A 26,134-nucleotide genomic window follows, 5' to 3' on the forward strand; every position below is an offset into this window, starting at 1 on the left:
CAGTCGGAGCGCGCAGCGCCCCGACCGCTGGACGGACCGGACGGTACCCACCCCTCGCCCTGCGGCGTCTTAACAGAATGACCCCACCCAAAACGATGACCACTCCCAAAACGGCTCAAAAAAGAGCGACACGAAACCCGTTCAGTTCCGTAAACACGTCAACCGAAAATGCCCTAACGGCCAGCCATCGCTTGATGCATCGTCTGTCCCAGTGCCGCCGGTGAATTGGCAACGTGAATGCCCGCGGCCCGCATGGCTTCGATCTTGGCGGACGCAGTGCCTTTGCCCCCCGAGATGATGGCGCCGGCATGCCCCATGCGGCGCCCCGGCGGGGCGGTGGTGCCGGCGATAAAGCCGATCACAGGTTTCCTGGTGTTGGATCGTTGCAGGAATTCGGCCGCCTCCTCTTCTGCCGAGCCGCCGATTTCACCGATCATGATAATGCCTTCGGTGGCGTCATCGGCCAGAAACATCTCAAGGCAATCGATGAAGTCGGTACCATTGACCGGATCGCCGCCGATCCCGATGCAGGTCGTCTGGCCCAGGCCGACGGCGGTGGTTTGAGCGACGGCTTCGTAGGTGAGGGTGCCGGAACGCGATACGATGCCGATCTTGCCGGGCCGATGGATATGGCCTGGCATAATGCCGATCTTGCATTGCCCCGGGGTGATGACGCCTGGGCAGTTGGGCCCGATAAGCCGGCTGCCGGAATGCGCCAGCGCGCGTTTGACGCGCACCATGTCGACCACGGGGATACCTTCGGTAATGCAAACGATGAGTGGTACCTCCGCATCGAGCGCCTCGAGAATGGCATCGGCGGCATAAGGCGGCGGCACATAGATGACCGACGCATTGGCGCCGGTCGCGGCTACGGCATCCGCCACGGTATCGAATACCGGTAGTCCAATGTGCTTGGTGCCGCCTTTGCCGGGGGTGACTCCCCCCACCATGCAGGTGCCATAAGCCATGGCCTGTTCAGAGTGGAAAGTGCCTTGCTGGCCGGTGAAACCCTGGCAAATGACTTTGGTATTGCTGTCGATCAGAACGGCCATGTCAATTTACTCCTTCAGTGGCTTGGGCAACGGCTGTCGTTACCTTTTGAGCGGCATCGGCCAGGTTGTCGGCCGACATAATGGGCAGACCCGAATCACGCAGAATCTGTTTGCCCAGTTCAACATTGGTGCCTTCCAGGCGAACCACCAGCGGCACGTTCAAGTTGACCTCGCGAGCAGCGGCCACAACGCCGTCGGCAATCACGTCGCAACGCATGATGCCACCGAAGATATTGACCAGGACGCCTTCTACCTTCGAATCGGCCAGGATCAGCTTGAATGCGGCCGCAACACGTTCGCGCGTGGCCCCACCGCCCACGTCGAGAAAATTGGCCGGCTCGCCGCCATACAATTTAATGATGTCCATGGTGGCCATCGCGAGGCCGGCGCCATTCACCATGCAGCCTATATTGCCGTCCAGCTTCACGTAGTTCAGGCTGTGCCTGGCGGCTTCCAGTTCGGCCGGATCTTCTTCGCTTTCGTCACGCAACGCTTCGATATCGGCGTGGCGAAAGAGCGCGTTGTCGTCGAAACTCATCTTGGCGTCCAGGGCCAGAATATCGCCGTCATCGGTAAGCACCAGAGGGTTGATTTCGACGATTTGAGCATCCAGCTCGGTAAAGGCACGGTACATGCTCAGTATGAAGCGCGTAGCTGCGCCGATTTGCTTGCCCGTCAGGCCAAGCCCATAGGCCACCTGGCGCGCGTGGAATGTCTGGGCGCCCGTGGCTGGGTCGATGGATATCTTGAGAATTTTTTCCGGTGAGCGGTGTGCAATCTCTTCGATTTCCATGCCGCCCTCGGTGGACGCCATGATCGTAATCCGCGAGGTGGCCCGGTCGATCAGCATGCCTATATAGAGTTCGCGTTGGATACGGTAGCCTTCTTCTATATAGAGGCGCCTGACCTCTCGGCCCGTTTCGCCGGTCTGCTTGGTGACCAATACCGACGACAGCATTTTTTCGGCGTTCGCGGCAACTTCGTCGATCGATTTCACCACGCGCACGCCGCCGTTGCCGCCAGGATCGTTTTTGAACCGTCCCGCGCCGCGGCCGCCGGCATGGATTTGCGATTTGACTACCCAAAGCGAGCCGCCAAGCTTTTCGGCGGCAGCCCTGGCCTCGGCGGGAGAGAAGGCCACAATGCCTTTGGGCACTGAGGCTCCATAACGTCCGAGCAATTCTTTGGCCTGATATTCATGAATGTTCATTTGTCCCTCGATTCCTTGATTGTCTGGGAAAACATGCTCTGAAGATGCCGCCTGAGACGCCATATGCGTATATGGTATGTGATATATTTAATTTCATCAAGACGTACGAGGGTATTTTCATAGGCGGCACTATCGTTCGGTGGATCCGTCCGGCATTTTTTTGACAACGTTTATTTTTGTGCATTGCAGCTATTTTTGGTGACGTTGGCACCGTTGAAAAAAGGTGTTTCCGTGATCAAAAAAATAGGAATAAGGCTTGTAAAAATATTGTATATCACATATCCTATGCCATCGTTACCAGATAATTTACGCCCAACGAAATCAGAATTCGGCATTTATCCGAGAAGGAGACATCCATGTCCACAGTCGTTACGAACCCATCCCAGACCACCACGGCCGATGACACGCTGAAGCAAAAAAGCAGGAGCGCCAGCGTTGTGTCCGGCGGCCATCTGGTTGCAAAGGCGCTCAAGACCGAAGGCATCGATACTATTTTTACGCTATGTGGCGGCCATATCATTGACATTTACGATGGCTGCGTTGACGAAGGCATTCGCATCATCGACGTGCGGCATGAGCAGGTTGCCGCACACGCGGCGGATGGCTATGCGCGCCAGACGGGCAAGTTGGGCTGCGTGGTCACCACTTCGGGGCCTGGGTGTACCAACGCGATGACCGGCATCGCCACGGCGTTCCGCTCGGAAACTCCGGTGCTGCATTTAGGCGGGCAGGGTGCGTTGAGTCAGCACAAGATGGGTTCGTTGCAAGACTTGCCCCATGTCAGCTTCATGACGCCCATCACCAAGTTCGCCGCCACTATTTCCAGCACCGAGCGCGTGGCCGACATGATTTCGATGGCGGCGCGCGAATGCTTCAGCGGTGCCCCCGGCCCGTCGTATCTGGAAATTCCGCGCGACGTGCTCGACCGTGAAATCGAACTGAGTGCAGCCGTGCTGCCCAAGGCCGGGCATTATCGCGCTTCGACCAAATCGGTGGGCGATCCGGCCGATATCGAAAAACTGGCCGATATCCTGGTCAACGCCGAGCGTCCGGCGATTTTGTTCGGCCAGCAAGTGTGGACTGCCCGTGGTCACGAAGAAGCCGTTGCGTTGCTGCGCGGCCTGGATATCCCGGGCTATTTCAATGGCGCAAGCCGTGGCCTGCTGCCGCCAGGGGATCCGCATCACTTTGACCGCACTCGTTCACAAGCCTTCGTCAAGGCCGATGTGCTGGTGATTGTAGGGACGCCGTTCGATTTCCGCATGGGCTATGGCAAACGCATCAACAAAGACGTTACGTTGGTGCAGATCGACATGGACTATCGCACCGTGGGCAAGAACCGCGATATCAGCCTGGGCCTGGTAGGCGACCCCGGCGCGATTCTTGGCGCGGTGTTGCAAGCCGCAGGCGGGCGCATCAAAAATGACAAGCGTCAGGAGCGCCGCAAATGGATGGCCGAGTTGAGCAAGGCCGAAACCGTGGCGCTTGACAAGGTGATGCCGCTTTTCAGATCCAACAGCACGCCTATCCACCCGTATCGAGTGGCTTACGAGTTGAACGAGTTTCTGGGCGAAGATACTATCTATATAGGCGATGGCGGCGATGTGGTGACTATTTCCGCGCAAGCGGTACGGCCTCGCAACCCTGGCCAGTGGATGGATCCGGGTGCGCTGGGTGCGCTGGGCGTGGGCACGGGCTTTGCCATTGCGGCCGGGTTGGCCGACCCGGAGAAGGAGGTGCTGTGCTACTACGGCGACGGCTCGTTCGGCATGACCGCGTTCGACATGGAAACGGCCAACCGCTTTGGCGTGCCCTATCTGGCCGTGATTGGCAACAACTCGGCGATGAACCAGATACGCTACGGGCAAATTACCAAGTACGGCGAAAAACGCGGCAGTGTGGGCAATTTGCTTTCGGATGTTCCTTTTTCCAGGTTTGCCGAAATGCTTGGCGGCTATGGCGAAGAGGTGCGCGACCCGAACCAGATCGCGGCGGCGCTGCAGCGCGGGCGCGAGTCGATTGCCAAAACGGGCCGTTCGGCGGTCATCAATATTTGGGTCGATCCGCGCGAATATGCCCCCGGCACTAAAAATCAAACCATGTACAAATAATTACGACAGCATCAGGAGGAAACGACATGAACACCAAAGCTCTCGAAGGCGTCCGAGTTCTGGACATGACCCACGTGCAGGCAGGGCCCACTGCCACACAACTATTAGCGTGGTTTGGCGCCGATGTGATCAAGGTGGAGTTGCCCGGACGAGGCGATATCACGCGCGGCCAGTTGCGCGATGTGCCCGATGCCGACAGCCTGTATTTTACGATGCTCAATTCCAACAAGCGCAGCATTACCGTCAATATAAAAAACGCCAGTGGCAGGGCAGTCATGGAAGATTTGGTGCGTCACTGTGACGTGATTGCCGAAAATTTCGGGCCCGGCGTGCTTGATCGCGCCGGCTTTACGTGGGAACGTTTTCAAGAACTCAACCCCCGCATCAGTTATGCGTCGATCAAAGGCTTTGGCCCTGGCGCGTATGCAGATTGCAAGGCCTACGAAAACGTGGCGCAGTGCATGGGCGGTGCTTCGAGCACCACCGGTTTTGAAGATAGCCCGCCTGTCGTGACCGGCGCGCAGATTGGCGATTCGGGCACCGGTGTGCATTTTGTGGTGGGCATTCTGGCTGCGCTCCTGCAGCGTGAAAAGACCGGGCGCGGTCAGCGGATTGAGGTGGCCATGCAAGACGCGGTATTGAATCTGTGCCGCGTCAAGCTGCGCGATCAGCAGCGCGTGATGCGCGGGCCGTTGAACGAATATCCCAACGAGAAGTTCCACGACTATGTGCCTCGCGCGGGCAATGCGTCGGGCGGGGGCCAGCCGGGAGCGGCATTGCGCTGCTCGCCGGGCGGCGCCAATGACTACGCTTATGTGATTATCCAGCCGCAGGGCTGGGAGCCACTGATGAAATTTTGCGGCCGCGAAGATCTGATCACGCATCCGGATTTTGCCACGCCTGAAGCGCGTCTGAGCCACTTGCCGGAGTGCTTCTCGATCGTTGAGCAATGGACGTGCACCAAGACCAAGTTCGAGGTGATGAAGACGCTCAACGACGTCAATGTCCCATGCGGCCCGATCCTGTCGACTAAAGATCTGATCGAAGACAAGTCGATGTACGAACGCGGCTTTCTGGTTGAGCTCGATCATCCGACACGTGGCAAATACGTACAGTTGGGTTGCCCGATCAATCTGTCGGACTCGCCCGTGGATGTGAAGCGTGCTCCGTTGCTGGGCGAACACACCGACGAAATTTTGGCATGGTTGGGCAAGAGTCCGGCCGACATCGCCAAATTGCATGAAGAAGGCTCTGTGTAGCGGGCGCTGGCAGAATTGCAACATCGAAATGCAGATTGACAAAAAGGCGGTACGCAGGATCTTCGACGCTATGAAGGCGCGAAGAGCGTACCGTCTCTGACGGCGGAAGGGCTTTGCATGAAATCCTGGGTACGCTATAGATCGCGTGACGATCGCATCGGCTTCGGTCTGCAGGACGAGCTTGGTCAGATTCACGTACACGACGGGGATATGTTCTACACACCGATCCCGACGGGAGTCCTGCTGAAGGCCGACGATGTCACCTTGCTCAGCCCCTGCCAGCCAAGCAAGATTGTTGCGCTATGGAATAATTTTCATGCCCTGGCGGCCAAGCTGGGGAAGACCGTGCCGTCGCATCCCTTGTTTCTCATCAAGCCGGCAACGTCGGTGTGCGGCACGGGCGCGAGCATCAAACGCCCTAAAAGCTACGACGGCAAGATTGTCTATGAAGGTGAGCTCGGCATCGTGATCGGCAAGCGATGCAGCGATGTCGATCCGGGCGACGCATCCCGTCATATTTTCGGCTATACCTGCGTCAACGACATCACTGCAGCCGAGCTGCTCAACGAAGATCTCAATTTTGCCCAGTGGACACGCGCCAAGGGTTTTGACTCGTTTGGTGTGCTCGGTCCCTGCATTGTGCCTGGATTCGATTGGCGGGCCGCCAGCGTGGTGACTATGCTCGATGGCGTGGAGCGCCAAAACTACCCTTTGTCGGATATGGTGTTCGGGCCAGAGCAACTGGTCAGCCACATTTCGCGCGATATGACGCTGCTGCCTGGCGACGTGATCGCCTGCGGAACGTCGCTGGGCGTGGGGTCGATCAAGAATGGGTCGTCCGTGCGGGTAGCCATTGAAGGAATCGGTGCGTTGACCAATAGCCTGACCTGATTCGGTCGTGCTCGCGAAGAGCGGGTACCTCCGCAGATGTAGCGGCAGCCCTCGTGGCTGCCATCGATGTTTAGAAATGGAATAACGGCGCCGACAAGGCGTAAAAGAAGCCCCGCCGATTAGGGCAGGGCGGCAAAAGGTGATGCGGCGATTTCAGGCCACCGATGCCGGCTCGCCGAAATTTCGGTAATGCTCGTTTTGTTTGCTGCAAATAAGCTGGCTTAAAAAATCGATATCGTAGGCTTTCAACAAATGGGGTTGGCATACTTCAAGATATTTGGCGATGCGCGCTCGGTCGGTGTTGCAGTCGAGGGCGTCCAGCCAATGCAGGGTATCCATACCCCAGCGAAAGCGCAGGTTCAATTCGCTGAAAGCGGCGTTGTATGCCTTCAGGTGTGCATCTTCGTCGGTCTGAGGTGGTGACATAGGGTGCATGCGCGTATACGATGGCAGATGTGCGGTATGCATGATTGATTCCTCCTGGTTGCAATCATTGGTACTTGACGGCTGTCATCATAGATACTATCTACAATACACGATAGTTAAAGATTTATTGGAAAACCATAATTATTTACTTATATATTGGTAGCCGCTATGTTGAAACGGGATCAGGCGTCCCAGGGCAAGTGGGTGTATTTGGCGATCAAGCGCGTGCCGTCTTCCAGGAGGAAGTTTTTGAACGCCAGTGCTACCGGCGGCAATCGCTTGTTTTTGCGGTGCACCACAAACCAATTGAGCATAACCGGAAAGCCTTCGATATCCAGGACGACCAAATTCTTCACCTGCAATTCCAGCGCTACGGTGTGAATCGACAGGAAGCTGATGCCCATCCCGGCGATGACGGCCTGCTTGATGGTTTCGGTGCTGGTGATCTCCATGGCGATTTTCAGATTGGGGAGCCGGCCCGCAAAGCCTTCTTCCATTGAGTTTCTGGTGTCCGATCCTTTTTCCCGCACCACGAACGGTTCACGCGCCAGACGCGCCAGTGGAATATTTTTTTTATTGGCCAGAGGATGGTTGGGCGCAGCCACGATCACATAGGGGTGAGGCGCTATGGATTCATTGATGGTATCCAGATCGAGGGGCGGGCGCACCATGACCGCCAGGTCGGTGAGATTGCCGGCCAGTTGATGCAGAAGTTCCTCGCGATTATGGACGGCCAGATTAAGCACCACGCCCGAATGACGGCGCGTGAAATCGGCCAGTAGACGCGGAAAAAAATAATCGCCCGCGCTGATGACGGATACGTTGAGCTTGCCGCCGGAGATGCCCTTGAAGCGGACCATGGCTTCTTCGGCCTCCCGGAACTGACCGATGATCGAACGAGCATAGTGCAGCATTTCGCTGCCGGCCGGTGTAAGGTAGTTTTTTTTGCCGAGTTGTTCGAAAAGAGGTAAGCCGGCGTGTTCTTCAAGTTGCTTGACTTGGGTGGAGACGGCGGGTTGCGTCAGATGCAGTTCTTCCGCCGCGCGCGAATAGCTCAGGTGCCGGGCCACCGTTTCGAACACTTTAAGTTGGCGCAGTGTGGCGTTTTTCATGGAAAAATCCCATTGATTTTGTTGCAGATGTAAATTCCGATAGCGCCAATAATAAATTAAAATCGCCCATTATTTTAGAACAATAAGCTATTACTTATGATTTATGAATTTTCACTGCCATTTAATTCCTATATCTTGTGTTTAATGACATTTAAGGTTCGGGTATACCCATGATGCATAAGTAGTTATTAATAGTTATGGTAAAAAACTTTAATTTTTACTAATTCTACTTTCAATTTAGGATCGTCGTTAAGGTGAGTGCCGTCTCAGGCGGCGTTTCCCGGGAGGGACTTCCACAGGAAGCCTATCTGAAATTCATCGCGCCCAGGCAGCATGCGCGATGAAAATAAGAACGGAGACAACGCATGACCAATCAACAGAACACGGCCGATGTCAATAACGACTCGGCACACTCGGGTCGATGGGCGCAACTCATCATCGGCATTTTATGCATGGCGCTGGTCGCCAACTTGCAATATGGCTGGACTCTATTTGTCGGCCCGATGGACGCCGAACATCATTGGGGGCGTGCGGCGATTCAGGTTGCCTTTTCAATTTTCATTCTGACGGAAACCTGGCTCGTCCCGGTCGAAGGGTGGCTAGTTGACCACTTCGGGCCTCGCCCGGTTGTCGCAACAGGTGCGATTTTCGCGGCGCTCGCCTGGGTGATCGATTCCCAGGCACAGTCGCTGACCGCGTTGTATTTCGCTGCGATTCTTGCCGGTTTGGGTGCGGGGTGCGTCTACGGCACTTGCGTCGGTAATGCATTGAAGTGGTTTCCGGACAGGCGTGGCCTGGCAGCAGGCTTGACGGCGGCAGGTTTTGGCGCCGGAGCGGCCATTACGGTGATCCCTATCGCCAAGATGATCCATTTCTCCGGGTACGAGCACGCTTTTCTGATCTTCGGCATTGGGCAAGGCGTGGGTATTTTCTTGCTTTCGATGCTGCTGGTGCGGCCGCGTATTCCAAAGGGGCTAACGGTTTCCAAGGCCAATTTGGCGGGCAAAATCGACTATAAACCGTCGCAGATGGTCAAGACGAAAGTGTTCTGGATGATGTATGCAACGTTCGTTGCGGTGGCGGCCGGAGGCATCATGGCCACGGCGCAGCTTGGTCCGATTGCCCACGACTTCGGCCTTGCCAGTCTGCCCATCACGCTGGCCGGCCTGACCTTGCCGCTACTGACCATGACACTGTCGATCGACAGCCTGTGCAACGGCTTCACCCGCCCGTTGTGTGGCTTCATTTCCGACAAGATCGGTCGTGAAAACACCATGTTCATCGTGTTCACAGGCGAAGGGCTCGCCATGCTGGGCCTGATGTATTTTGGCCATAATCCGTATCTTTTCATGTTCTTCGCCGCCATGATCTTCCTGTGCTGGGGCGAAATCTACTCGATCTTTCCGGCTATTTCTGCGGATACCTTCGGCACCAAATTCGCGACAGTCAATGCCGGCACGCTGTATACCGCCAAAGGCACGGCTTCGTTGCTGGTGCCGCTGGCTTCGGTGCTGTCGGTGGGCGGGCGCTGGGATCGCGTGTTCATCACGGCCGCCGCGATGAGTATTGTGGCGGCCTTCTTTGCCAAGTTTGTCCTGTCGCCGGCGCGTCGCCGCTGGATTGAAGGGGGATCTGCTCAAGCCCACGCCAGTGTTCTCGCGCCGCCGAGTGTCCAGCTGTTTGAACAAACTGGCGAATAAAGGATTAGCGCCAGCATTCTGGCGCGTCTCGATGCGACCTGCCAAGCCGTTGATTGAACGGATTGGCCGCAAGGATACCGAGAGCGCCAGAGTGTCTTTGCCTCACGGATGCCATGAGTTCCGCGTGAGCGGCGTCATTTCGGAAGGTCTGGTCCCATAAGCAGTTAGTTGTAGCGAATTCCGCAAGACACCTATCCGAACAAGGAGCAAAAAAGCATGAGCCATCCGTCACCGTTGCAGAAGCACGACTTACTCATCGACGGTAAACGTGTTTCGCCCATCTCGGGCGAATATTCCACTAACCTCAACCCGGCCGACGAGACCCAGATTGGGCTGGTTGCCTCTGGAGGCGTCGACGATGTCAATGCGGCCGTACGCGCCGCCCGGGCCGCACTGCCTATCTGGAGCGGCATGCGCGCCGCTGACAGAGGGCGCATTTTGTATCGGTTCGCCGATCTGATCGAGGCTCACCAGGATGAGTTGGTGACGCTAGAAAGCCGCGATACGGGCAAGCCCCTGAGCGCAGTCAAGCGGCAAGACATGCCCGCCGTCATCGATACCGTGCGGTATTACGCAGGCTGGGCAGACAAGATCCAGGGCTCCGTCGTTCCGGTTCGTCCGGATGCGTTGACGTACACGCGGCGCGAGCCGGTCGGTGTGGTGGCGGCCATCGTGCCGTGGAATTTTCCGTTGATGATCGGCATGTGGAAAATTGCTCCTGCGCTCACTTGCGGTTGTACGATGGTCGTCAAGCCCGCGGAGATTACGCCGATGTCCATGCTGCGCGTGGCCGAGCTGGCGCTCGAGGCGGGCATGCCTCCCGGTGTACTCAACATTGTGACCGGACTGGGAAGCGTGGTGGGCGACGCGCTCGTTCAGCACCCGGATGTCGACAAAGTGACGTTCACCGGTTCTCCCAATGTCGGCCGAGGCATCATGCGCGGCGCGGCGGGCAACTTCAAGCGAGTCACCCTCGAGCTGGGGGGCAAATCAGCCAATCTCATTTTTGCCGATGCCAATCTTGACGCTGCGGTGCGTGCCGCGGCTTCCGGCATTTTCTTCAATACAGGACAGGTTTGTTCGGCCGGGTCGCGCATTCTGGCGCAGCGCCAAGTCTACGATGAGGTGGTGGAAAGGCTCGTCAAGCGTGCGCAGACAATTCGCGTGGGCGACCCTACGGCTACGGACACGTCCATGGGGCCGCTGGTATCGGCACGGCAGCTTGCGACAGTCCTCGATTATGTCGATATAGGGAAACGCGAAGGAGCCACGCTCGCCGCAGGCGGCGAACGCCTCGACCGCAAAGGCTACTATGTCGCGCCCACCGTGTTCGCGGACGTTGAACACGAGATGCGGATTTCGCAGGAAGAGATATTTGGTCCGGTGGCGAGCGTCATTCCGTTCGATGACGAAGAAGATGCCATTCGCATCGCCAACGGCACCGTGTACAGTCTGGCGGCGGGCGTGTGGAGCGCGGATATTGGACGGGTGCACCACGTGGCTCACTCTTTGAAGGCCGGCACTGTCTGGATCAATACCTACGGTTATACCGATATACGCTTGCCCTGGGGCGGTGCCGGCGATTCCGGCCTGGGCCGCGAACATGGCGACGCCGCGGTCGAGAATTTTACCGAGCCGAAAACGGTGTGGCTGGCCTTGAGATAGATGGCTTGGCCTTGCCATAGATGTAGTGCCACCCCTTGTGGGTGGCATTTTTGCTGAACGACGTGCAGGTTGTTGCGTAAATGGCAGCCACAAGGGCTGCCGCTACAAAACGTGCCCGCCGCCAATATAACGGCGCCCCTAATGGGCACCAAAACCTACAACACCAACCCGTTCAGCCACCCCATCGAGGTATAAACGTAAATTACCGCAATGGAAATGCCGCCGGTCACCACGATGCCCGACAGCAGGGTCGTGAAGATGGCCAAAATGACCGGCCCCCAGCCTGTTTTGGTGACCCGCCCTGACGCAGGGTTGTATTTCAGATCGAACTGGTCGTCGGGCTTGAGCGCGAAGATCAGGGCCTCGGTGAAGCCCGCGGTAATCGGGATGAGCAACATCAGGAACGGCGGATTTTCCCACCAGCTGGGGTAGAGCTGGGCCAGCACAATCATGAAACATGAAAAAGCGGTGACCATCCAGGCGCGCCGGCGCCCCAGATACCACCACTGTGCGCCGAATATTCCCAGCAAACACGCCAGCCATGCCACCGCCAGCTTGCTTCGATGCGGTTTGGCCGCCGGCACTGAAGCTTTGGACGATACGGCAAAGCCGGACTGGGTTTGCGTCTGCATGGTGTTGCACCTCGGTTGACCGCCTGGAATCTTTATTCCATTTCATTGTTGGCACCCACAAGGGGTGCTGCTACATGTCAGCTTCGTTTTCGCGTTCACGATTGATTCGGAAATGGAATTACATTAAAGCCGTAAAATCTGCCTTATTGTAGTTGAGCCCAGGGCGAAAATGACGGATACGTCCGCTTATGATGTTGTTATTAACGGCGCAGGGCCAGTGGGCTGCACGCTGGCGCTGCTGCTGGCTTCCAAAACAAGCGTGCCCCGGCGCATTGCCCTGGTCGGCAGGCACTTCATCGCGCCGGGCACTCCGGCTCCCGCTGCCTCTTGCGACCCGCGCACGCTCGCCATCAATCATGGCAGCCGCGTCCTGCTCGAACAATTGCATGCGTGGCCGGATCAATCTTCCAGCATCGAAACCGTGCATGTATCGCAACGCGGCCGCCTTGGCCGTACGGTCATACGCCACAGCGATCTGAATGTGCCTCGCCTGGGCAGCGTCACACCCTACGACGCCTTGCTGGCGGCGCTGCATGACGCTGTATCGCGTTGCGGAATCGAACTTGTCAGCGCGCCCGCCGTCCATCTGCGTTATGCCCAAAACGTGCAGGTCGATCTGGGGGAACGCGTGCTTTCCAGCGCGCTGCTCATCCAGTCCGATGGGGTCAGGCCTAAAGGCCTGCAGCGCCAGTACGGCCAGCACGCCGTGCTGGCCACGGTTCGCGCCAGCCGGCCCAGGCCGCATTGGGCGTTCGAGCGATTTACCTCCGAGGGCCCGCTCGCTGTTTTGCCGCATCCTCGGGGCGCCGACTTCTACGGCATTGTCTGGTGCTGTTCTCCGCAGCGTGCAGAAAGCCTGTCCCGGCTGGACGACCATGCCTTCGAGGCTGCCCTGCATGACGGCTTCGGCGATCGGCTTGGGCTTTTTTCCAGCGCCGGCCCGCGCCACGTTTTCCCGCTCAGCCTGCACGCCGGCCCGTCATTGATCAATACGCGCACTATTGCCATTGGCAATGCCGCACAGACGCTGCATCCCGTGGCGGGCCAGGGACTTAACCTGGGGTTGCGCGATGCGGTGCAGCTGGCCCAGGGGCTGTCCACGTGGTTGCTGCGCAGCGACACCGATCCGGGGCCGGTGCTGACGCGTTTTGCACAGAACCGTCGCCCGGACCGCTGGTTGACAACCGGGATTACCGATTTTCTGCCGCGGATTTTCGCCACGCGAAATCCCCTGATCGAGCACGCCTGCGGATTAAGCCTGCTGGCGCTCGATCTGAGCGCCAGCCTGCGTACGCCGCTGGCGCGTCATTTGCTTCAAGGACTACGCACGTAACGGTTCGCAGCACAATACAAATAGGGGGTTAAAATCCCCCGATGCGCATTGGTCCCTGGTCCTTCCCCAACACGGTTTTTGTCGCCCCCATGGCGGGGGTGACCGATCGTCCCTACCGCCGATTATGCAAAAAGCTGGGCGCGGGCTATGCGGTTTCGGAAATGGCAGCCAGCAATCCACGCCTGTGGGACAGCGTCAAAACCTCGCGGCGCCTGAATCACGAAGGTGAAATGGACCCCATTGCCGTACAAATTGCTGGGTCCGACCCCGATATGCTGGCCGAGGCCGCTGTGTTCAATATACGCAAGGGTGCCTGCATCATCGACATAAACATGGGCTGCCCGGTTAAAAAAGTGTGCAATGTCGCCGCGGGGTCGGCGCTGCTGCGCGACGAAGATCTGGTCGTGCGCATACTTGACCGCGTGGTGCGCGCTTGCACGCCGCTGGGCGTGCCGGTCACGCTCAAGACCCGCACGGGCTGGGATCGCGAGCATCGCAATGTGGTACATCTGGCCCGGCAGGCCGAGCAAGTGGGCATTGCCGCGTTGATCCTGCATGGGCGCACCCGCGCCGACCTGTATCAGGGCCAGGCTGAATACGACACGATTCGGGACGTAAAAAGCGCACTCAAAATTCCGGTGATTGCAAATGGGGATATCGATAGTCCCGAAAAGGCGCAATACGTACTACAGTACACAGGGGCCGACGCGATCATGATCGGCCGGGCCGCACAAGGCCGTCCCTGGATATTCCGTGAAGTTGCGCATTATCTGGCAACCGGATCGCATCTGGATCCTCCCAGTTACGGTGAATTACGTGCGTGTTTGCTGGATCACCTCGACGACCACTACCGGTTCTATGGTGAATACACGGGTGTGCGATCGGCGCGCAAGCATATCGGCTGGTACTTGGCCGAATTGCCGGGCAGCGATGCACTCATACGCGACATCAACCAGATCGACACAACATGCCATCAGACCCGAGCCCTGGAGCAATGGTTTAATCGTTACCCTGCCCACGAACCTATCGAAACCCGTTTGCCAGCGGCTCTGGCCGCTTAAACCGAACATCCAACAACTAAAAAATATTTTCATCCGCCATGAGTATCAAAAATCCCTTAGAGCAGTCCGTACGCGAACGTCTTGAACTTTACTTTTCCGATCTGGGCGAATCCGAGCCCCGCGACATGCTGGCCATGGTCGTGAACTGCGTCGAGCGCCCTGTGCTGCAGGTCGCGCTGGAAAAATCCAAAGGCAATCAGTCCAAAGCGGCCGAGATGCTGGGCGTCACCCGCAGCACACTGCGAAAAAAGCTGCAGGCCCATAACCTGCAACCCTAACCCTCCTTAACGCAAGCCTATTCATGAAGATTCAGACCGCCTTACTTTCGGTTTCCGACAAAACCGGCATTGTCGAATTCGCCCGGGAGCTTGCCGCACGCGGCGTGCGCCTGCTCTCCACCGGCGGCACGGCCAGGCTGCTCGCCCAGGCTGGGCTTTCCGTCACCGAGGTGGCGGCCCACACCGGCTCGCCTGAAATTCTCGATGGGCGCGTCAAGACCCTGCATCCCAAAATCCATGGCGGCCTGCTGGCGCGGCGCGATAGCCCCGAACATATGGCCACGTTGGCGCAACACCATATCGACCCCATCGATCTGCTGGTGGTCAACCTGTACCCCTTTCGCGAAACCATCGCCAAGCCCGGCTGTTCATTTGCCGACGCGGTTGAAAACATTGATATCGGCGGGCCGGCCATGCTGCGCGCGGCAGCCAAAAATCATGGCACACAGGAGGGCGGCGTCACCGTCGTCATCGATCCGGGCGATTATGCGCGCGTGCTGGCTGAAATGGATGGCCCGGCAAAGCAGACCTCATACGCCTTGCGCCTTGAACTGGCCACGCGGGCGTATGCGCATACGGCCTCGTACGATGGCGCCATTGCCGACTACCTGAGCAGCCTGGCCGAGGCTGAGCCCGGCCAGGATCAGGCGCCGCAGCGTCACCCCTGGCCTCGTACGCTGACCTTGCAAATGCGGCAGCAGCAAGTGCTGCGCTATGGCGAGAATCCGCATCAGGCCGCGGCTTTCTATACCGACGAGCCCTTGGGCGCGGGGCTGCTGGGCAGCTATAGACAGTTGCAAGGCAAAGAACTGTCATACAACAATATCGCCGATGCTGACGCCGCCTGGGAGTGCGTGCGCAGCTTCGACACCACGGCCTGCGTGATCGTCAAGCATGCCAACCCCTGCGGAGTCGCTATCGCCGATACCCCGCTGGCTGCCTACCGGCAAGCGTTCAAAACCGACCCCTCTTCGGCCTTTGGCGGCATCATTGCCTTCAATCGCCCGGTCGATGCGGCCACGGCGCAGGCGATCAGTGCCCAATTCGTCGAAGTGCTGCTCGCGCCCGCTTACGACGCCGCCGCACTGGCGATCTTTGCCGCCAAGAAGAACGTCCGCGTCCTGCAAGTGCCTGCCGGATCGGCGCACAATGCCTTCGACGTCAAGCGCGTCGGTGGCGGATGGCTGGTGCAGACCCCCGATAACCATCAAGTGGCCGCCCAGGACTTCAAGGTGGCCACGCACAAGGCGCCTACACCGCAGCAGATGCGCGACCTGATGTTTGCCTGGAAGGTGGCCAAATATGTTAAATCGAATGCGATCGTGTTCGTGGCCGATGGCATGACGGTAGGTGTGGGCGCGGGGCAAATGAGCCGCGTCGATTCGGCCCGCATTGCCTCGATCAAGGCGGCGAATGCGGGCTTGAGCCTGGCCGGTTCGGCGGTGGCTTCCGATGCCTTCTTTCCGTTTCGCGATGGGCTCGATGTGGTCGTCGATGCGGGCGCCACTTGCGTGATACAGCCCGGGGGCAGCATGCGCGACGATGAAGTCATCGCCGCCGCCAACGAGCGTGGCATTGCCATGGTGCTGACCGGCGCGCGGCATTTCCGCCACTAATGCGCATCCTGGGCATCGATCCGGGTTTGCGCCGCACGGGCTTTGGCGTGGTGGACGTCCAGGGCATGCACCTGCAGTACATTACCAGCGGCACCATCGTCATCCCTGCCGATCAGCCGCTGGCGCAACGCTTGAAAGTCATCCTCGATAACCTGCGCGAAATCGTGCGAGACACCGAGCCCACCGTGTCGGCGCTGGAAAAGGTATTCGTCAACGCCAACCCCATGTCCACTCTGCTGCTCGGGCAGGCGCGTGGCGCGGCCCTGTGCGCCATGGCGGACAGCCAACTGCTGGTGCATGAGTACACGGCGCTGCAAATCAAGAAGGCCGTCGTCGGCAATGGCCATGCGGCCAAGGAGCAGGTGCAGAAAATGGTCCAGCATCTGTTAAAGCTCGACGGCTTGCCGGCCGCCGACTCGGCCGATGCGCTGGCCTGCGCCATTTGCCATGCGCATGCCGGTCCGTTGGCACAACGCCTGAAACTGTCCGGCGAGCTGGCCGGGCAACGCGGCAACCGCCTGCGCGGCGGGCGCCTGATCGGTTAAGCACTTCTTATAAAGGGAATCTCCGATGATCGGACGCATCACTGGCACTTTGCTGGAAAAAACGCCTCCCGTGGTCTGCATCGATGTCGCGGGCGTGGGCTATGAAATCGACGTTCCCATGAGCACGCTCTACGATCTCCCCGAAAACGGCGCACGCGTCTCCCTGTATACGCATCTGGCCGTGCGCGAGGACGCCCATACGCTGTATGGCTTTTCGACCGCCAGCCAGCGCTCGACATTCCGGGCGCTGATCAAAGTCACCGGCATCGGCGCGCGTACCGCCCTGGCGGTACTTTCGGGCATGACGGTCGAAGATCTGGCCAACGCCATTACCCGCCAGGAAACCACGCTGCTGACCCGCGTGCCCGGCATCGGCAAGAAGACGGCCGAACGATTGCTGCTTGAACTGCGCGGCAAGCTGGGCGCCGATATGGGCCCGGGCGCCGTCCATTTATCGTCAGGCAAGGATGACATTCTGAATGCGCTGCTCTCGCTGGGCTATTCAAACAGTGAATCGCTGGCGGCTCTCAAAGGCCTGCCCGACGTAATAGACGTGTCCGAAGGCATCCGGCTGGCGCTCAAATCGCTCGCCCGCGGGTGAACTTTGTAGCGACAGGCCTTGTGCCTGTCATCGTTGCAAGATTCCATCCTGGCTGTGAATGGTTTTTGTAGCGGCAGCCCTTGTGGCTGCCATAATCGTTGATAATCAAGGTGGTGTCTTGCGTAGATGACAGGCACAAGGCCTGTCGCTACAAAACCCATTTGCACGTTTCGTAGGGGCGGCCTTTATGGCCGCTCAATTGCTTGGTGTACGATAGCCCTAACTTTGCCGACCCCACCCATTATGGCCATACATTCCGATAAGCTCTCCAGCGCCCCTCAGACCGAACGCATCGTCGCCGCGCAAAGCGCCTCGCCTAATGAAGAGTCGGTCGAGCGCGCCTTGCGGCCGCGCGCATTCCACGAATATATCGGCCAGCAGCGTGTACGCGAGCAGCTTGAAATCTTTATCGCAGCCGCCAGAAACCGTAGCGAAGCACTGGATCATGTCTTGCTGTTCGGGCCGCCGGGCCTGGGCAAAACCACCCTGGCCCATATTATTGCCAATGAAATGGGCGTGCAGATGCGCCAGACGTCGGGCCCCGTGCTCGAGCGGGCCGGCGACCTGGCGGCATTGCTGACCAATCTCGAAAAAAACGATGTACTCTTCATCGACGAAATCCATCGCCTGTCGCCGGTCGTGGAAGAAATTCTCTATCCGGCCCTCGAGGATTTTCAGATCGACATCCTGATCGGCGAAGGGCCTTCGGCGCGCAGCGTCAAGATCGATCTGCAGCCGTTTACCCTGGTGGGCGCGACCACGCGCGCGGGCATGTTGACCAACCCCTTGCGCGATCGCTTCGGCATCGTCTCGCGCCTGGAGTTCTACAGCGCCGAAGATCTCATGCATATTGTGGCGCGCAGCGCCCATCTGCTTAACGCCGGCCTGACGGAAGAGGGCGCCATCGAAATCGCCAAACGCGCCCGCGGCACGCCGCGCATCGCCAACCGCCTGTTGCGCCGCGTACGCGATTATGCCGAGGTCAAATCAGATGGCAGGATCGACGCGTCGATAGCGGCGGCGGCGCTGGCCATGCTGGAGGTGGATCCACAAGGCCTGGACCTGATGGATCGCAAATTGCTCGAAGCCATTATTCATAAATTCGACGGCGGCCCGGTAGGGGTCGACAGCCTGGCCGCGGCCATAGGCGAAGAGCGCGACACCATCGAAGACGTGATCGAGCCCTATCTCATCCAGCAAGGCTATTTGCAGCGCACCTCGCGGGGCCGAATCGCCACGCAGACCACGTGGCGGCATCTGGGCCTGACGCCGCCCAGCGCGGCCGACAGTGCCGAGCTATTCGTCTGACGCGCTATCAGGCATCCACCCGGCGCAAGAGATCTTCGCCGTAGGCCTCGAGCTTGCGCGCCCCGACTCCGCTGATATGGCTTAATTCGTCGAGCGACGTGGGGCATTGCAACGCAATCTCGCGCAGGGTCGCATCGTGAAAGATGACGTAGGCAGGCACGCCGTGGCCGCGAGCCACGTCGGCGCGCCAGACGCGCAACGCCTCAAAGCGCTGCTGAGCGGCCGCTGGAAGCACGATTTCAGCCTCTTTGCGCCGTGCCGCCGTTGAACGGCCGGTGCGCGCCTGTTTCTCGGATTCGCGCCTGAGCATCAGGGTCTTCTCGCCCTTGAGCACTTCCCGGCTGGCGCTGGTCAACGCCAGGGTGCCGTAGCCTTCATGATCGATCGCCAGCAGGCTTTGCGCCAGCAGCTGACGCAAGACGCCGCGCCAGGCCTGATCGGACAGATCGGCGCCTACCCCGAACACCGACAACGTCTGGTGGTCGTATTGCTTGATGCGTTCGGTCGTCTTGCCGCGCACGATATCGATGAGGTGCCCGGCCCCGAAACGCTGGCCGCGCTCGCGCCACAGGCGGTACACCGTGGACAGGATTTTCTGCGCGGCGACCGTGCCATCCCAGGCCTGGGGCGGCTCCAGGCAGGTATCGCAATTGCCGCAAGGCTCTATGGTCTGATCGAAATATGCCAACAGGCGCTGGCGCCGGCACGATACCGTCTCGCACAGTCCCAGCATGGCATCGAGCTGGGCTCCCAGGCGGCGCCTGAACAGATCATCGCCGGCCGACCCGTCGATCATGCGCCGCAATTGCACCACGTCTTGCAGGCCGTACGCCAGCCACGCCGTTGCGGGCAGGCCGTCACGCCCTGCGCGGCCGGTTTCCTGGTAATAGCCTTCCACCGACTTGGGTAAATCGATGTGAGCGACAAAACGCACATCGGGCTTGTTGATACCCATTCCAAAGGCGATGGTAGCCACGATGACCCGCCCGTCCTCACGCAGGAAGCGGGCCTGATTGTCGGCCCGCACCGTGGCGCTCAGGCCCGCATGATAGGGCAGGGCGGCGATGCCGTGCTGGCATAGAAAGTCGGCAGTCTCTTCAACCCTGGCACGCGACAGGGCGTAAACAATGCCGCAGTCGCCAGGATATTCCGTTTGTATGAAATGCAAAAGCTGGCGCTTGACTTCGGCCTTTTCAATAATGCGATAACGTATATTGGGCCGATCGAAGCTGGACACAAAATGCCGCGCGCCATCCAGGTTCAGGCGGTGTGCGATTTCGCGGCGCGTCACGGTCGTGGCGGTTGCGGTCAGGGCAATGCGGGGAACCTGCGGCCAGCGCTCCGACAAAATCGACAGTTCGAGATACTCGGGGCGGAAGTCATGCCCCCATTGCGACACGCAGTGCGCTTCGTCGATGGCAAAAAGAGCGATCGTGCCCCGTTCTAGCAGATCCAGGCAGCGCTCGGTCAGCAAGCGCTCGGGCGCCACATAGAGCAGATCCAGCTGGCCCGTCAAAAATGCCTGCTCCACCTCGCGGGCCGTGTGCCAATCCTGCGTCGAATTCAGAAAAGCGGCGCGCACGCCCAATTCGGTGAGGGCATCGACCTGATCCTGCATCAAGGCAATAAGGGGCGATACCACCACCCCGGTGCCCGCCCTGATCAAGGCCGGGATCTGGTAGCACAGCGACTTTCCTCCGCCCGTGGGCATTAGGACCAGCGCGTCGCCGCCGCCCACCACATGCTCGATGATCGCCTGCTGGTCGCCACGGAAAGATTCATAACCGAAGACGGATTGCAAAGTATCGAGTATGGTTTTTTCGGCAGCAGACATTCAACGGTCAGAAGATAAATGGAAAGGGCCGGCCGGATGTTTTGGAAACATCGGCGCGGGAACGGTATTTTAGCCGTCATGCTACACCGCGCGGGCACAGCTTGCGCAGGTGGCAGGGCTTGTATGTCCAGCAGGGCTTTTGTAGCGCCACCCACAAGGGGTGGCGCTACACGCGGATCAATTGATCGGGATGGAAAAATGCAGGCCTACGTCGTAATCGCCGCCGATCCTTTCATGATCGGCCTTCAGCGCCACCCGTAAATTGGGGCTCAGCCAGAATTGCTGGCTTAGTCCAATATATTGTTTCGACGGCCCCAGCGCCGTGTCGACCGTTTCGTAAGTGCCGCTGATATCGCCCCAGCGCCCCGTTGGCCACGTTGCCGCCCAGCGATTGCTGGTCTGTCCGCCATCCACCGAATAATCGCGATACCGGCTCAAATCGGCAAAGCCGCCGCTGCGCTGCTCGTTGGTCCATGACAGCTTCAGTGTATCGAGAACGCTTGCTTCGTAGCCTACCTGGTAGCGCCAGCCATGCTGCATATCCTGGCTTGCCTTGGCAACCCCTGCTTTCCAGACACCCCAGTTGCGGGTATCGTAGGTTCCGCCTACGCCCAGCGTATCCATCGCCGGTGCCCATTCGACCTGGGATTCCAGTGTCAACTGCGGGCTCCAGCCGTAACGCAGCACTGAGCTGCTGGCCGCCGGCCCGTACGTCAGACCGCCTTCGGACGTGCTGGGCGAGTAGTCCAGCGCGCCCACCATCGCCGAGTATTGCCATTGGCCCACCGCCGCGTTGCCCTTGGATAGCTGGTCAGAAAGCTGCACGCCGCCCAATCGGGCAGAGTTGCCCCACTGCGGGGCGGCAGCCAGATCATTGCCCAAGGTCAGGCCCACGCCGTTGGGGCGGGTGTAGCGCCAGTTATGGGTGCCCAGCGTCCAGTGCTCGTTGCCGGCCGAATCGCCTCCACCAGGGTCATCCTGCGCAAGGACATCGACCCCCATGGGTCGCCAGGCGCCGGGCGCATACAAAGGCAAGTGCTTGCGCCAAGCTCCCTCCAGATCGATATCCGGGGTCGTTGACGAGCTCGGGTCGGGTGCGGTGCCGGCGACGGGAGTGGTGGACGCCGGGTCATCAGCGGCTCCCGCGGGCGGCAAGGGCTGCGGCGGTTCCACGGCAATATTGGGTACCGAATACAAGCGGACCGGAGCCAGATCGCTTAGCGAGGGCCCGCCATCATCAACCGGGGCGGCGCCCGGACCCTCTTGCGCCCGAGCCAGAATCGCCCAACAACTCAGCAACCCCAATCCGATTATTGCCTTGATGCCTAAACTATTTATTGCCATGACTGTTCACCACAAACTGCATCCCAAAATCATCATACCTTGATAGGCCGATGATGGCACCCGTTGGCCATCGAGGCCGTATCTTGCATGGATGACAGGCACAAGGCCTGTCGCTACGTGATTCACCGGCAGGTACTTGTAGCGGCAGCCCTTGTGGCTGCCATCTCGCCAAAAAATTGCTCGATAATCTGCTAGAATTCACGCTCTTTCCGTCATTGGGGAGTAGCTATTTTCGGGCATTGTCCGGGAAGCTTGCGTCAACATACTTGGTGATTCGTTCGCCATGGCGCAAGCGGCGTTGGGTGTCAGTCCTGCGCCATGCGAGACCTTTGGCCGCGATGCGTCGTCCTGCCGGGCGTTGCGTATCGTCGCGCCATGGTTATCGCTACGCCCGGCCCCGATTGTCATGCCGCTTGCTCTCTTCCTCTTTCTCTTTTCCGCCGTGGCGATCTACGCCGCCTGTGAGTTCTTCGTCAATGGCGTGGAATGGGTGGGCTACCGCCTGAATCTGGGCGCGACCGCTGTGGGCACTCTGTTGGCGGCGTTTGGCACGGCACTGCCTGAAAGTGCCGTCACCTTTGTTGCCGTGGTGTTTGGAAGTACGCCCGGGCAAAAAGATATTGGCGTAGGGGCCGCATTGGGCGGGCCGCTGGTGTTGGCGACGCTGGCCTACGCGGTCGTGGGGCTGGCCGTCTGGCGTCGATCCGGGCGGGCAGGGGGCGATCGGCGCGTCATGGCTGTGAATCAGCAGCGCCTGGCGCGCGATCAGGCCTGGTTCATGGCGATTTTCGTGGCCAAGGTGGCGCTGGGCGTGCTGGTCTTTAGCTGGAAGCCCTGGCTAGGACTGTTGTTTTTGCTGGCCTACGGCTGTTACGTCAAGCGTGAACTGGCCGTTTCCGAAGGCGCCGCCGATGCCCAGGCGTTGGAGCCGCTGAAATTGCGGCCGCACGATTCCAGCCCTGGCATGTCCTGGGCTCTTGTACAAACGCTGTTGGCGTTGCTGGTTATTGCGGTTGCGTCACATGTGTTTGTTCAGCAGATCGAGGCCATAGGCATTTGGGCCGGTGCGTCGCCGCATATCACGGCCCTGCTGCTCTCGCCGGTGGCCACCGAGTTGCCTGAAATCATGAACGCCCTGATATGGGTCAGGCAGGGCAAAGAGCGTCTGGCGCTGGCGAATATTTCGGGCGCCATGATGATACAGGCGACGATTCCCAGCTCGCTGGCGATCTTCATGACGCCCTGGCATCTGGATACACCCTTGCTGACGGCGGCCGCCATGACGATGCTGTCCATCGGCTTTTTGTGGATTTCATTGCGGCGCGGTGCGATGCGTGTGGCTCCGCTGGCCACGGTAGGGTTGGCGTATCTGGCCTTTATCGGGTTTGTCCTGGTGTATTTCGGTGTGTGACGCACGATCGCAGCCGTTTGCCTTTCTCTATTACAATCAAGCTTTTACCGGATTTTTGGCTCATGGATTTGCTGGCCTGGCTCACGCCCTGGGAGTTTTCTCCAACGTTGTTGCTACTGTTTTTTGTTGGCGGCGGTCTGTTTGTGCGTGGCACCCGGGTTCATCATGTAACCATCGTGCGGCAGGCTTTGTTCTGGCTGGGCCTCATTTTTTTATATTTGTCGCTGCACACCCGCATCGACTACTACGCCGAGCGCATGTTTTTTGTGCATCGCCTGCAGCATTTGGTGTTGCATCACTTTGGGCCCTTGCTCATCATGGGCGCCTACCCGGGGCAGGTCATGCGGGCCGGCCTGCCCTCGCGCTGGCGTTTTGCCCTACGCGACTTTCGCCGCACGCGCGTCGGCCATGGGCTTGAAACGCTGCTGACGCACAAGATTCTGGTCCCGTGTCTCTTTGTTTTCTTTGTCGTGATATGGCTGGTCCCCTCCATCCAGTTCTATTCCATGCTGGACTGGCGTCTTTATCGCTTCATGAACTGGTCGGTTGTGGCCAGCGGATTCATGTACTGGAACCTGATTCTCGATCGGCGGCCCAGCCCTCCGGCGGCCATGTCTCCGGGCGGCCGCATCATTTCTCCGGTTCTCACCATGGCGCCGCAAATGCTGGTGGGAGCGATCATTACCTTTACCCAGCACGATATCTATCCAGTCTTCGCCTTGTGCGGCCGGGCTATTCCCAGTATATCGGCAGCCATGGATCAGACGCTTGGCGGCTTGACCATGTGGATTCCGGCCGGAATCATCGAAGTGTTTGGCTTGTTGTTTGCCTTGGGAACGTTGATGCGCCTGTCGTCCAAAGGGCGCTTGCCCAACAAGCGCGCGCGGATGCAGCAGGCGCAGCAGGCAAAACAGGCCCCGCTGACGGTATAGGGGAATAGGCGGTGTTCATGGACATCATCGCGTGAACGGCGCTGCCAGGGTGTCCAGAACGTGCGGTTTCAGGCTGTGTTCGGCCGTCATGGCCGCAATCCTGAGTGTGCTGCCGTTGCACCTTCGTGCTCAGCCCATTGGCATTCCCAGCATGGGGGCTGCGTCCTCGGCCGAACTCTCGCCCGCGCTGGAACGGACTTTGGGCGACGCCATCATGGAGCAGGGGCGGCACGATTCAACCTATATCAACGACCCCGATCTCAATCAATACCTGACCGATATGGGGCATAAATTGGTGGCCGGTGCGCCCGGCGGCCCTTGGCGCATTACCGTTTTTGGCGTGCGGGATCCGCAAATCAACGCGTTTGCCTTGCCCGGCGGGTATGTGGGGGTCAACAGCGGTTTGCTTGTGTCGGCACAAAACGAGTCCGAACTGGCATCGGTGCTGGCTCATGAAATTGGCCACGTAGTGTTGCGGCATATTGCTCGCGGCATGACACAGCAAACCCAGAATAGCCACCTGATGCTGGTCTCGATGGCGGCAGCCCTGCTGGCTGCCATAGCGGGTAGCGGCGACCTGGCAATGGGCATGGCCACTTTCGGCCAGGCGGCCGCGGTGGATCGCCAGCTCGGGTTTTCGCGGCAGGCCGAACAGGAGGCCGATCGCACGGGCTTCGACATGCTGCGCCGCGCCGGCTACGACCCGCAGGGCATGGTGCAAATGTTTACCCTGTTGATGAGGCAGTCGGGCCTGAACGAAGGTGCCGGCGGCAACGCCTACACCAGCAACCACCCCTTATCCATACAACGCTTGTCCGATATTGAAAACCGGGCGCGTGAATTGGCTCCGGTGCATCATCGCGATTCGGATACCTTTTGGTATTTGCGCGCCAAGCTGCGTGTAGTTCAGGCGCAAGACCGCCAGGCTCGTGAAGAGGCGTTGCGGCAACTGCGACAGGATGCCGGTTCTTTGACCGGCGTCCAGCGCTCGGCCGCCTGGTACGGGCTGGCCTATGCGGCCTGGAAAAATAACCGATTCGACCAGGCCGATACCGCCCTGCAAAAGGCTCGCGCAGACGGCATCGATTCGCCAGAGCTGGCGCGTCTGGCAATTCAACTGGCCAGCCAACGCGGCGATCTGAAATCCGCGCGCGCCCAGGCACAGGCCGCGGGGACGCGCTGGCCCGACAATCAGGCAGTGGCTTTGGCCAGGGTGGACGTTTTGCAAAAAGACGGGCACGACAAAGAAGCCATCCAGTTTCTGACCCAACGCATCGCCCAGTGGCCCGATCTCGCCACGTTGCATCAGCTGCAAGCGCAAAGCTACGAGCGCATCGGGGAAAAAGTGCAGGCGCGGCGCGCCATGGCCCAGTATTACATACAGACCGGCGCCTTATCGACAGCGGTTGAACAACTGCAGCAAGCGCGCAGCTTATCGAACGACTTCTATACGCAGTCCGAACTCGATGCGCAAATTCGCGACATCAGGCGACGGCTGGACACCGAGCGCGAACTGCTGCAGCGTTTTAAACAGAAATAACGGGGCGGCCATGTGGCCGCCAGATCGTCGAGTGGCCGCAAGGGTCGCCCCACAAAAACGTATCCGTCGTTCATGTAGCGGCAGCCCTTGTGGCTGCCATCGGCGCTCTATAAGTACCGCCTCGGTTCTCAACGATTTTGGCAGCCACAAGGGCTGCCGCTACATGAACGACAATCACGCCAATCGGATTCAATGACGATTGCGCCAATGAATCCACCAACGGTCACGCCCACCAGAATCAGCAACGACCCCCCAAACATCCACTACATGAGC

22 protein-coding genes and 1 riboswitch are annotated in these 26,134 nt (G+C 59.2%); of the genes, 15 read left to right on the forward strand and 7 right to left on the reverse strand.

Annotated elements, in window-relative coordinates; translation table 11 throughout:
• Positions 1–173 precede the first annotated feature (173 nt).
• Together sucD and sucC are read right to left on the reverse strand one after the other, a co-directional pair.
• A complete protein-coding gene (gene sucD / locus EDC26_RS18185) occupies positions 174–1,052 on the reverse strand; it encodes a succinate--CoA ligase subunit alpha (protein WP_132585425.1) in 879 nt (292 codons plus the stop codon).
• 1 nt (position 1,053) lies between these two features.
• Positions 1,054–2,262, reverse strand: coding sequence for an ADP-forming succinate--CoA ligase subunit beta (sucC, locus tag EDC26_RS18190; RefSeq protein WP_132585428.1), 1,209 nt, complete (start codon positions 2,260–2,262; stop codon positions 1,054–1,056).
• 356 nt (positions 2,263–2,618) lie between these two features.
• Here sucC and EDC26_RS18195 point away from each other — a divergent pair, with 356 nt between their 5' ends.
• From EDC26_RS18195 to EDC26_RS18205, 3 genes are all read left to right on the forward strand, one after another.
• Positions 2,619–4,373: a thiamine pyrophosphate-binding protein gene (locus EDC26_RS18195; RefSeq protein WP_132585431.1), complete on the forward strand. Its 1,755-nt coding sequence runs from the start codon at positions 2,619–2,621 to the stop codon at positions 4,371–4,373.
• A 26-nt stretch (positions 4,374–4,399) separates the two neighbouring features.
• Positions 4,400–5,632, forward strand: a complete 1,233-nt coding sequence (frc, locus tag EDC26_RS18200) for a formyl-CoA transferase (protein WP_132585434.1) — start codon at positions 4,400–4,402, stop codon at positions 5,630–5,632.
• A gap of 117 nt (positions 5,633–5,749) precedes the next feature.
• The gene (locus EDC26_RS18205; RefSeq protein ID WP_132585437.1) at positions 5,750–6,523 is read left to right on the forward strand and encodes a fumarylacetoacetate hydrolase family protein; all 774 of its coding nucleotides are present in this window, start codon (positions 5,750–5,752) and stop codon (positions 6,521–6,523) included.
• Positions 6,524–6,676: 153 nt separating this feature from the next.
• Here the strand turns inward: EDC26_RS18205 and EDC26_RS18210 are convergent, their stop codons facing one another.
• A complete protein-coding gene (locus tag EDC26_RS18210; protein ID WP_132585580.1) occupies positions 6,677–6,949 on the reverse strand; it encodes a LysR family transcriptional regulator in 273 nt (90 codons plus the stop codon).
• A 182-nt stretch (positions 6,950–7,131) separates the two neighbouring features.
• A complete protein-coding gene (locus tag EDC26_RS18215) occupies positions 7,132–8,061 on the reverse strand; it encodes a LysR family transcriptional regulator (RefSeq protein ID WP_132585440.1) in 930 nt (309 codons plus the stop codon).
• Positions 8,062–8,426: 365 nt separating this feature from the next.
• Between EDC26_RS18215 and oxlT the strand changes: the two genes are divergently transcribed.
• Together oxlT and EDC26_RS18225 are read left to right on the forward strand one after the other, a co-directional pair.
• Positions 8,427–9,761: an oxalate/formate MFS antiporter gene (oxlT, locus tag EDC26_RS18220; protein ID WP_132585443.1), complete on the forward strand. Its 1,335-nt coding sequence runs from the start codon at positions 8,427–8,429 to the stop codon at positions 9,759–9,761.
• 216 nt (positions 9,762–9,977) lie between these two features.
• Positions 9,978–11,426: an aldehyde dehydrogenase family protein gene (locus EDC26_RS18225; RefSeq protein ID WP_132585446.1), complete on the forward strand. Its 1,449-nt coding sequence runs from the start codon at positions 9,978–9,980 to the stop codon at positions 11,424–11,426.
• 155 nt (positions 11,427–11,581) lie between these two features.
• Here EDC26_RS18225 and EDC26_RS18230 read toward each other — a convergent pair whose 3' ends face one another.
• Positions 11,582–12,058 carry a TM2 domain-containing protein gene (locus EDC26_RS18230; RefSeq protein WP_243700975.1) on the reverse strand — a complete coding sequence of 159 codons (477 nt, stop codon included), beginning with the start codon at positions 12,056–12,058 and terminating at the stop codon, positions 11,582–11,584.
• A gap of 169 nt (positions 12,059–12,227) precedes the next feature.
• On the opposite strand from EDC26_RS18230, the gene EDC26_RS18235 reads away from it, so the two are divergent.
• From EDC26_RS18235 to ruvB, 7 genes are all read left to right on the forward strand, one after another.
• Positions 12,228–13,391 carry an FAD-dependent monooxygenase gene (locus EDC26_RS18235; RefSeq protein ID WP_132585449.1) on the forward strand — a complete coding sequence of 388 codons (1,164 nt, stop codon included), beginning with the start codon at positions 12,228–12,230 and terminating at the stop codon, positions 13,389–13,391.
• Positions 13,392–13,432: 41 nt separating this feature from the next.
• Positions 13,433–14,452, forward strand: a complete 1,020-nt coding sequence (dusB, locus tag EDC26_RS18240; protein WP_132585452.1) for a tRNA dihydrouridine synthase DusB — start codon at positions 13,433–13,435, stop codon at positions 14,450–14,452.
• 38 nt (positions 14,453–14,490) lie between these two features.
• Entirely contained in the window at positions 14,491–14,730 is a 240-nt protein-coding gene (locus EDC26_RS18245) for a helix-turn-helix domain-containing protein (RefSeq protein WP_132585455.1), read from the forward strand.
• 23 nt (positions 14,731–14,753) lie between these two features.
• Complete coding sequence (gene purH, locus EDC26_RS18250) at positions 14,754–16,346, forward strand: bifunctional phosphoribosylaminoimidazolecarboxamide formyltransferase/IMP cyclohydrolase (protein ID WP_132585458.1); 1,593 nt, start codon at positions 14,754–14,756, stop codon at positions 16,344–16,346.
• The gene (gene ruvC, locus EDC26_RS18255) at positions 16,346–16,891 is read left to right on the forward strand and encodes a crossover junction endodeoxyribonuclease RuvC (RefSeq protein ID WP_132585461.1); all 546 of its coding nucleotides are present in this window, start codon (positions 16,346–16,348) and stop codon (positions 16,889–16,891) included. Before purH ends, ruvC begins: the two co-directional genes overlap by 1 nt.
• 25 nt (positions 16,892–16,916) lie before the next feature.
• Positions 16,917–17,492 carry a Holliday junction branch migration protein RuvA gene (ruvA, locus tag EDC26_RS18260; protein WP_132585466.1) on the forward strand — a complete coding sequence of 192 codons (576 nt, stop codon included), beginning with the start codon at positions 16,917–16,919 and terminating at the stop codon, positions 17,490–17,492.
• A gap of 243 nt (positions 17,493–17,735) precedes the next feature.
• Positions 17,736–18,800: a Holliday junction branch migration DNA helicase RuvB gene (ruvB, locus tag EDC26_RS18265; RefSeq protein WP_132585469.1), complete on the forward strand. Its 1,065-nt coding sequence runs from the start codon at positions 17,736–17,738 to the stop codon at positions 18,798–18,800.
• Between the two features lie 7 nt (positions 18,801–18,807).
• Here the strand turns inward: ruvB and recQ are convergent, their stop codons facing one another.
• Complete coding sequence (recQ, locus tag EDC26_RS18270; RefSeq protein WP_132585472.1) at positions 18,808–20,634, reverse strand: DNA helicase RecQ; 1,827 nt, start codon at positions 20,632–20,634, stop codon at positions 18,808–18,810.
• A gap of 177 nt (positions 20,635–20,811) precedes the next feature.
• Positions 20,812–21,978 carry a fimbria/pilus outer membrane usher protein gene (locus EDC26_RS18275; protein WP_132585475.1) on the reverse strand — a complete coding sequence of 389 codons (1,167 nt, stop codon included), beginning with the start codon at positions 21,976–21,978 and terminating at the stop codon, positions 20,812–20,814.
• A 205-nt stretch (positions 21,979–22,183) separates the two neighbouring features.
• Positions 22,184–22,320: riboswitch (yybP-ykoY riboswitch) on the forward strand.
• Between the two features lie 64 nt (positions 22,321–22,384).
• Between EDC26_RS18275 and EDC26_RS18280 the strand changes: the two genes are divergently transcribed.
• From EDC26_RS18280 to EDC26_RS18290, 3 genes are all read left to right on the forward strand, one after another.
• Positions 22,385–23,389, forward strand: a complete 1,005-nt coding sequence (locus EDC26_RS18280; protein WP_132585586.1) for a sodium:calcium antiporter — start codon at positions 22,385–22,387, stop codon at positions 23,387–23,389.
• A 62-nt stretch (positions 23,390–23,451) separates the two neighbouring features.
• The gene (locus tag EDC26_RS18285; RefSeq protein ID WP_132585478.1) at positions 23,452–24,321 is read left to right on the forward strand and encodes a cytochrome c oxidase assembly protein; all 870 of its coding nucleotides are present in this window, start codon (positions 23,452–23,454) and stop codon (positions 24,319–24,321) included.
• A gap of 88 nt (positions 24,322–24,409) precedes the next feature.
• Entirely contained in the window at positions 24,410–25,861 is a 1,452-nt protein-coding gene (locus EDC26_RS18290) for a M48 family metalloprotease (protein WP_425012896.1), read from the forward strand.
• The last annotated feature ends 273 nt before the right edge of the window (positions 25,862–26,134 follow it).

The organism is Paralcaligenes ureilyticus (genome assembly GCF_004346225.1).
Classification (GTDB): Bacteria; Pseudomonadota; Gammaproteobacteria; order Burkholderiales; family Burkholderiaceae_B; genus Paralcaligenes; species Paralcaligenes ureilyticus.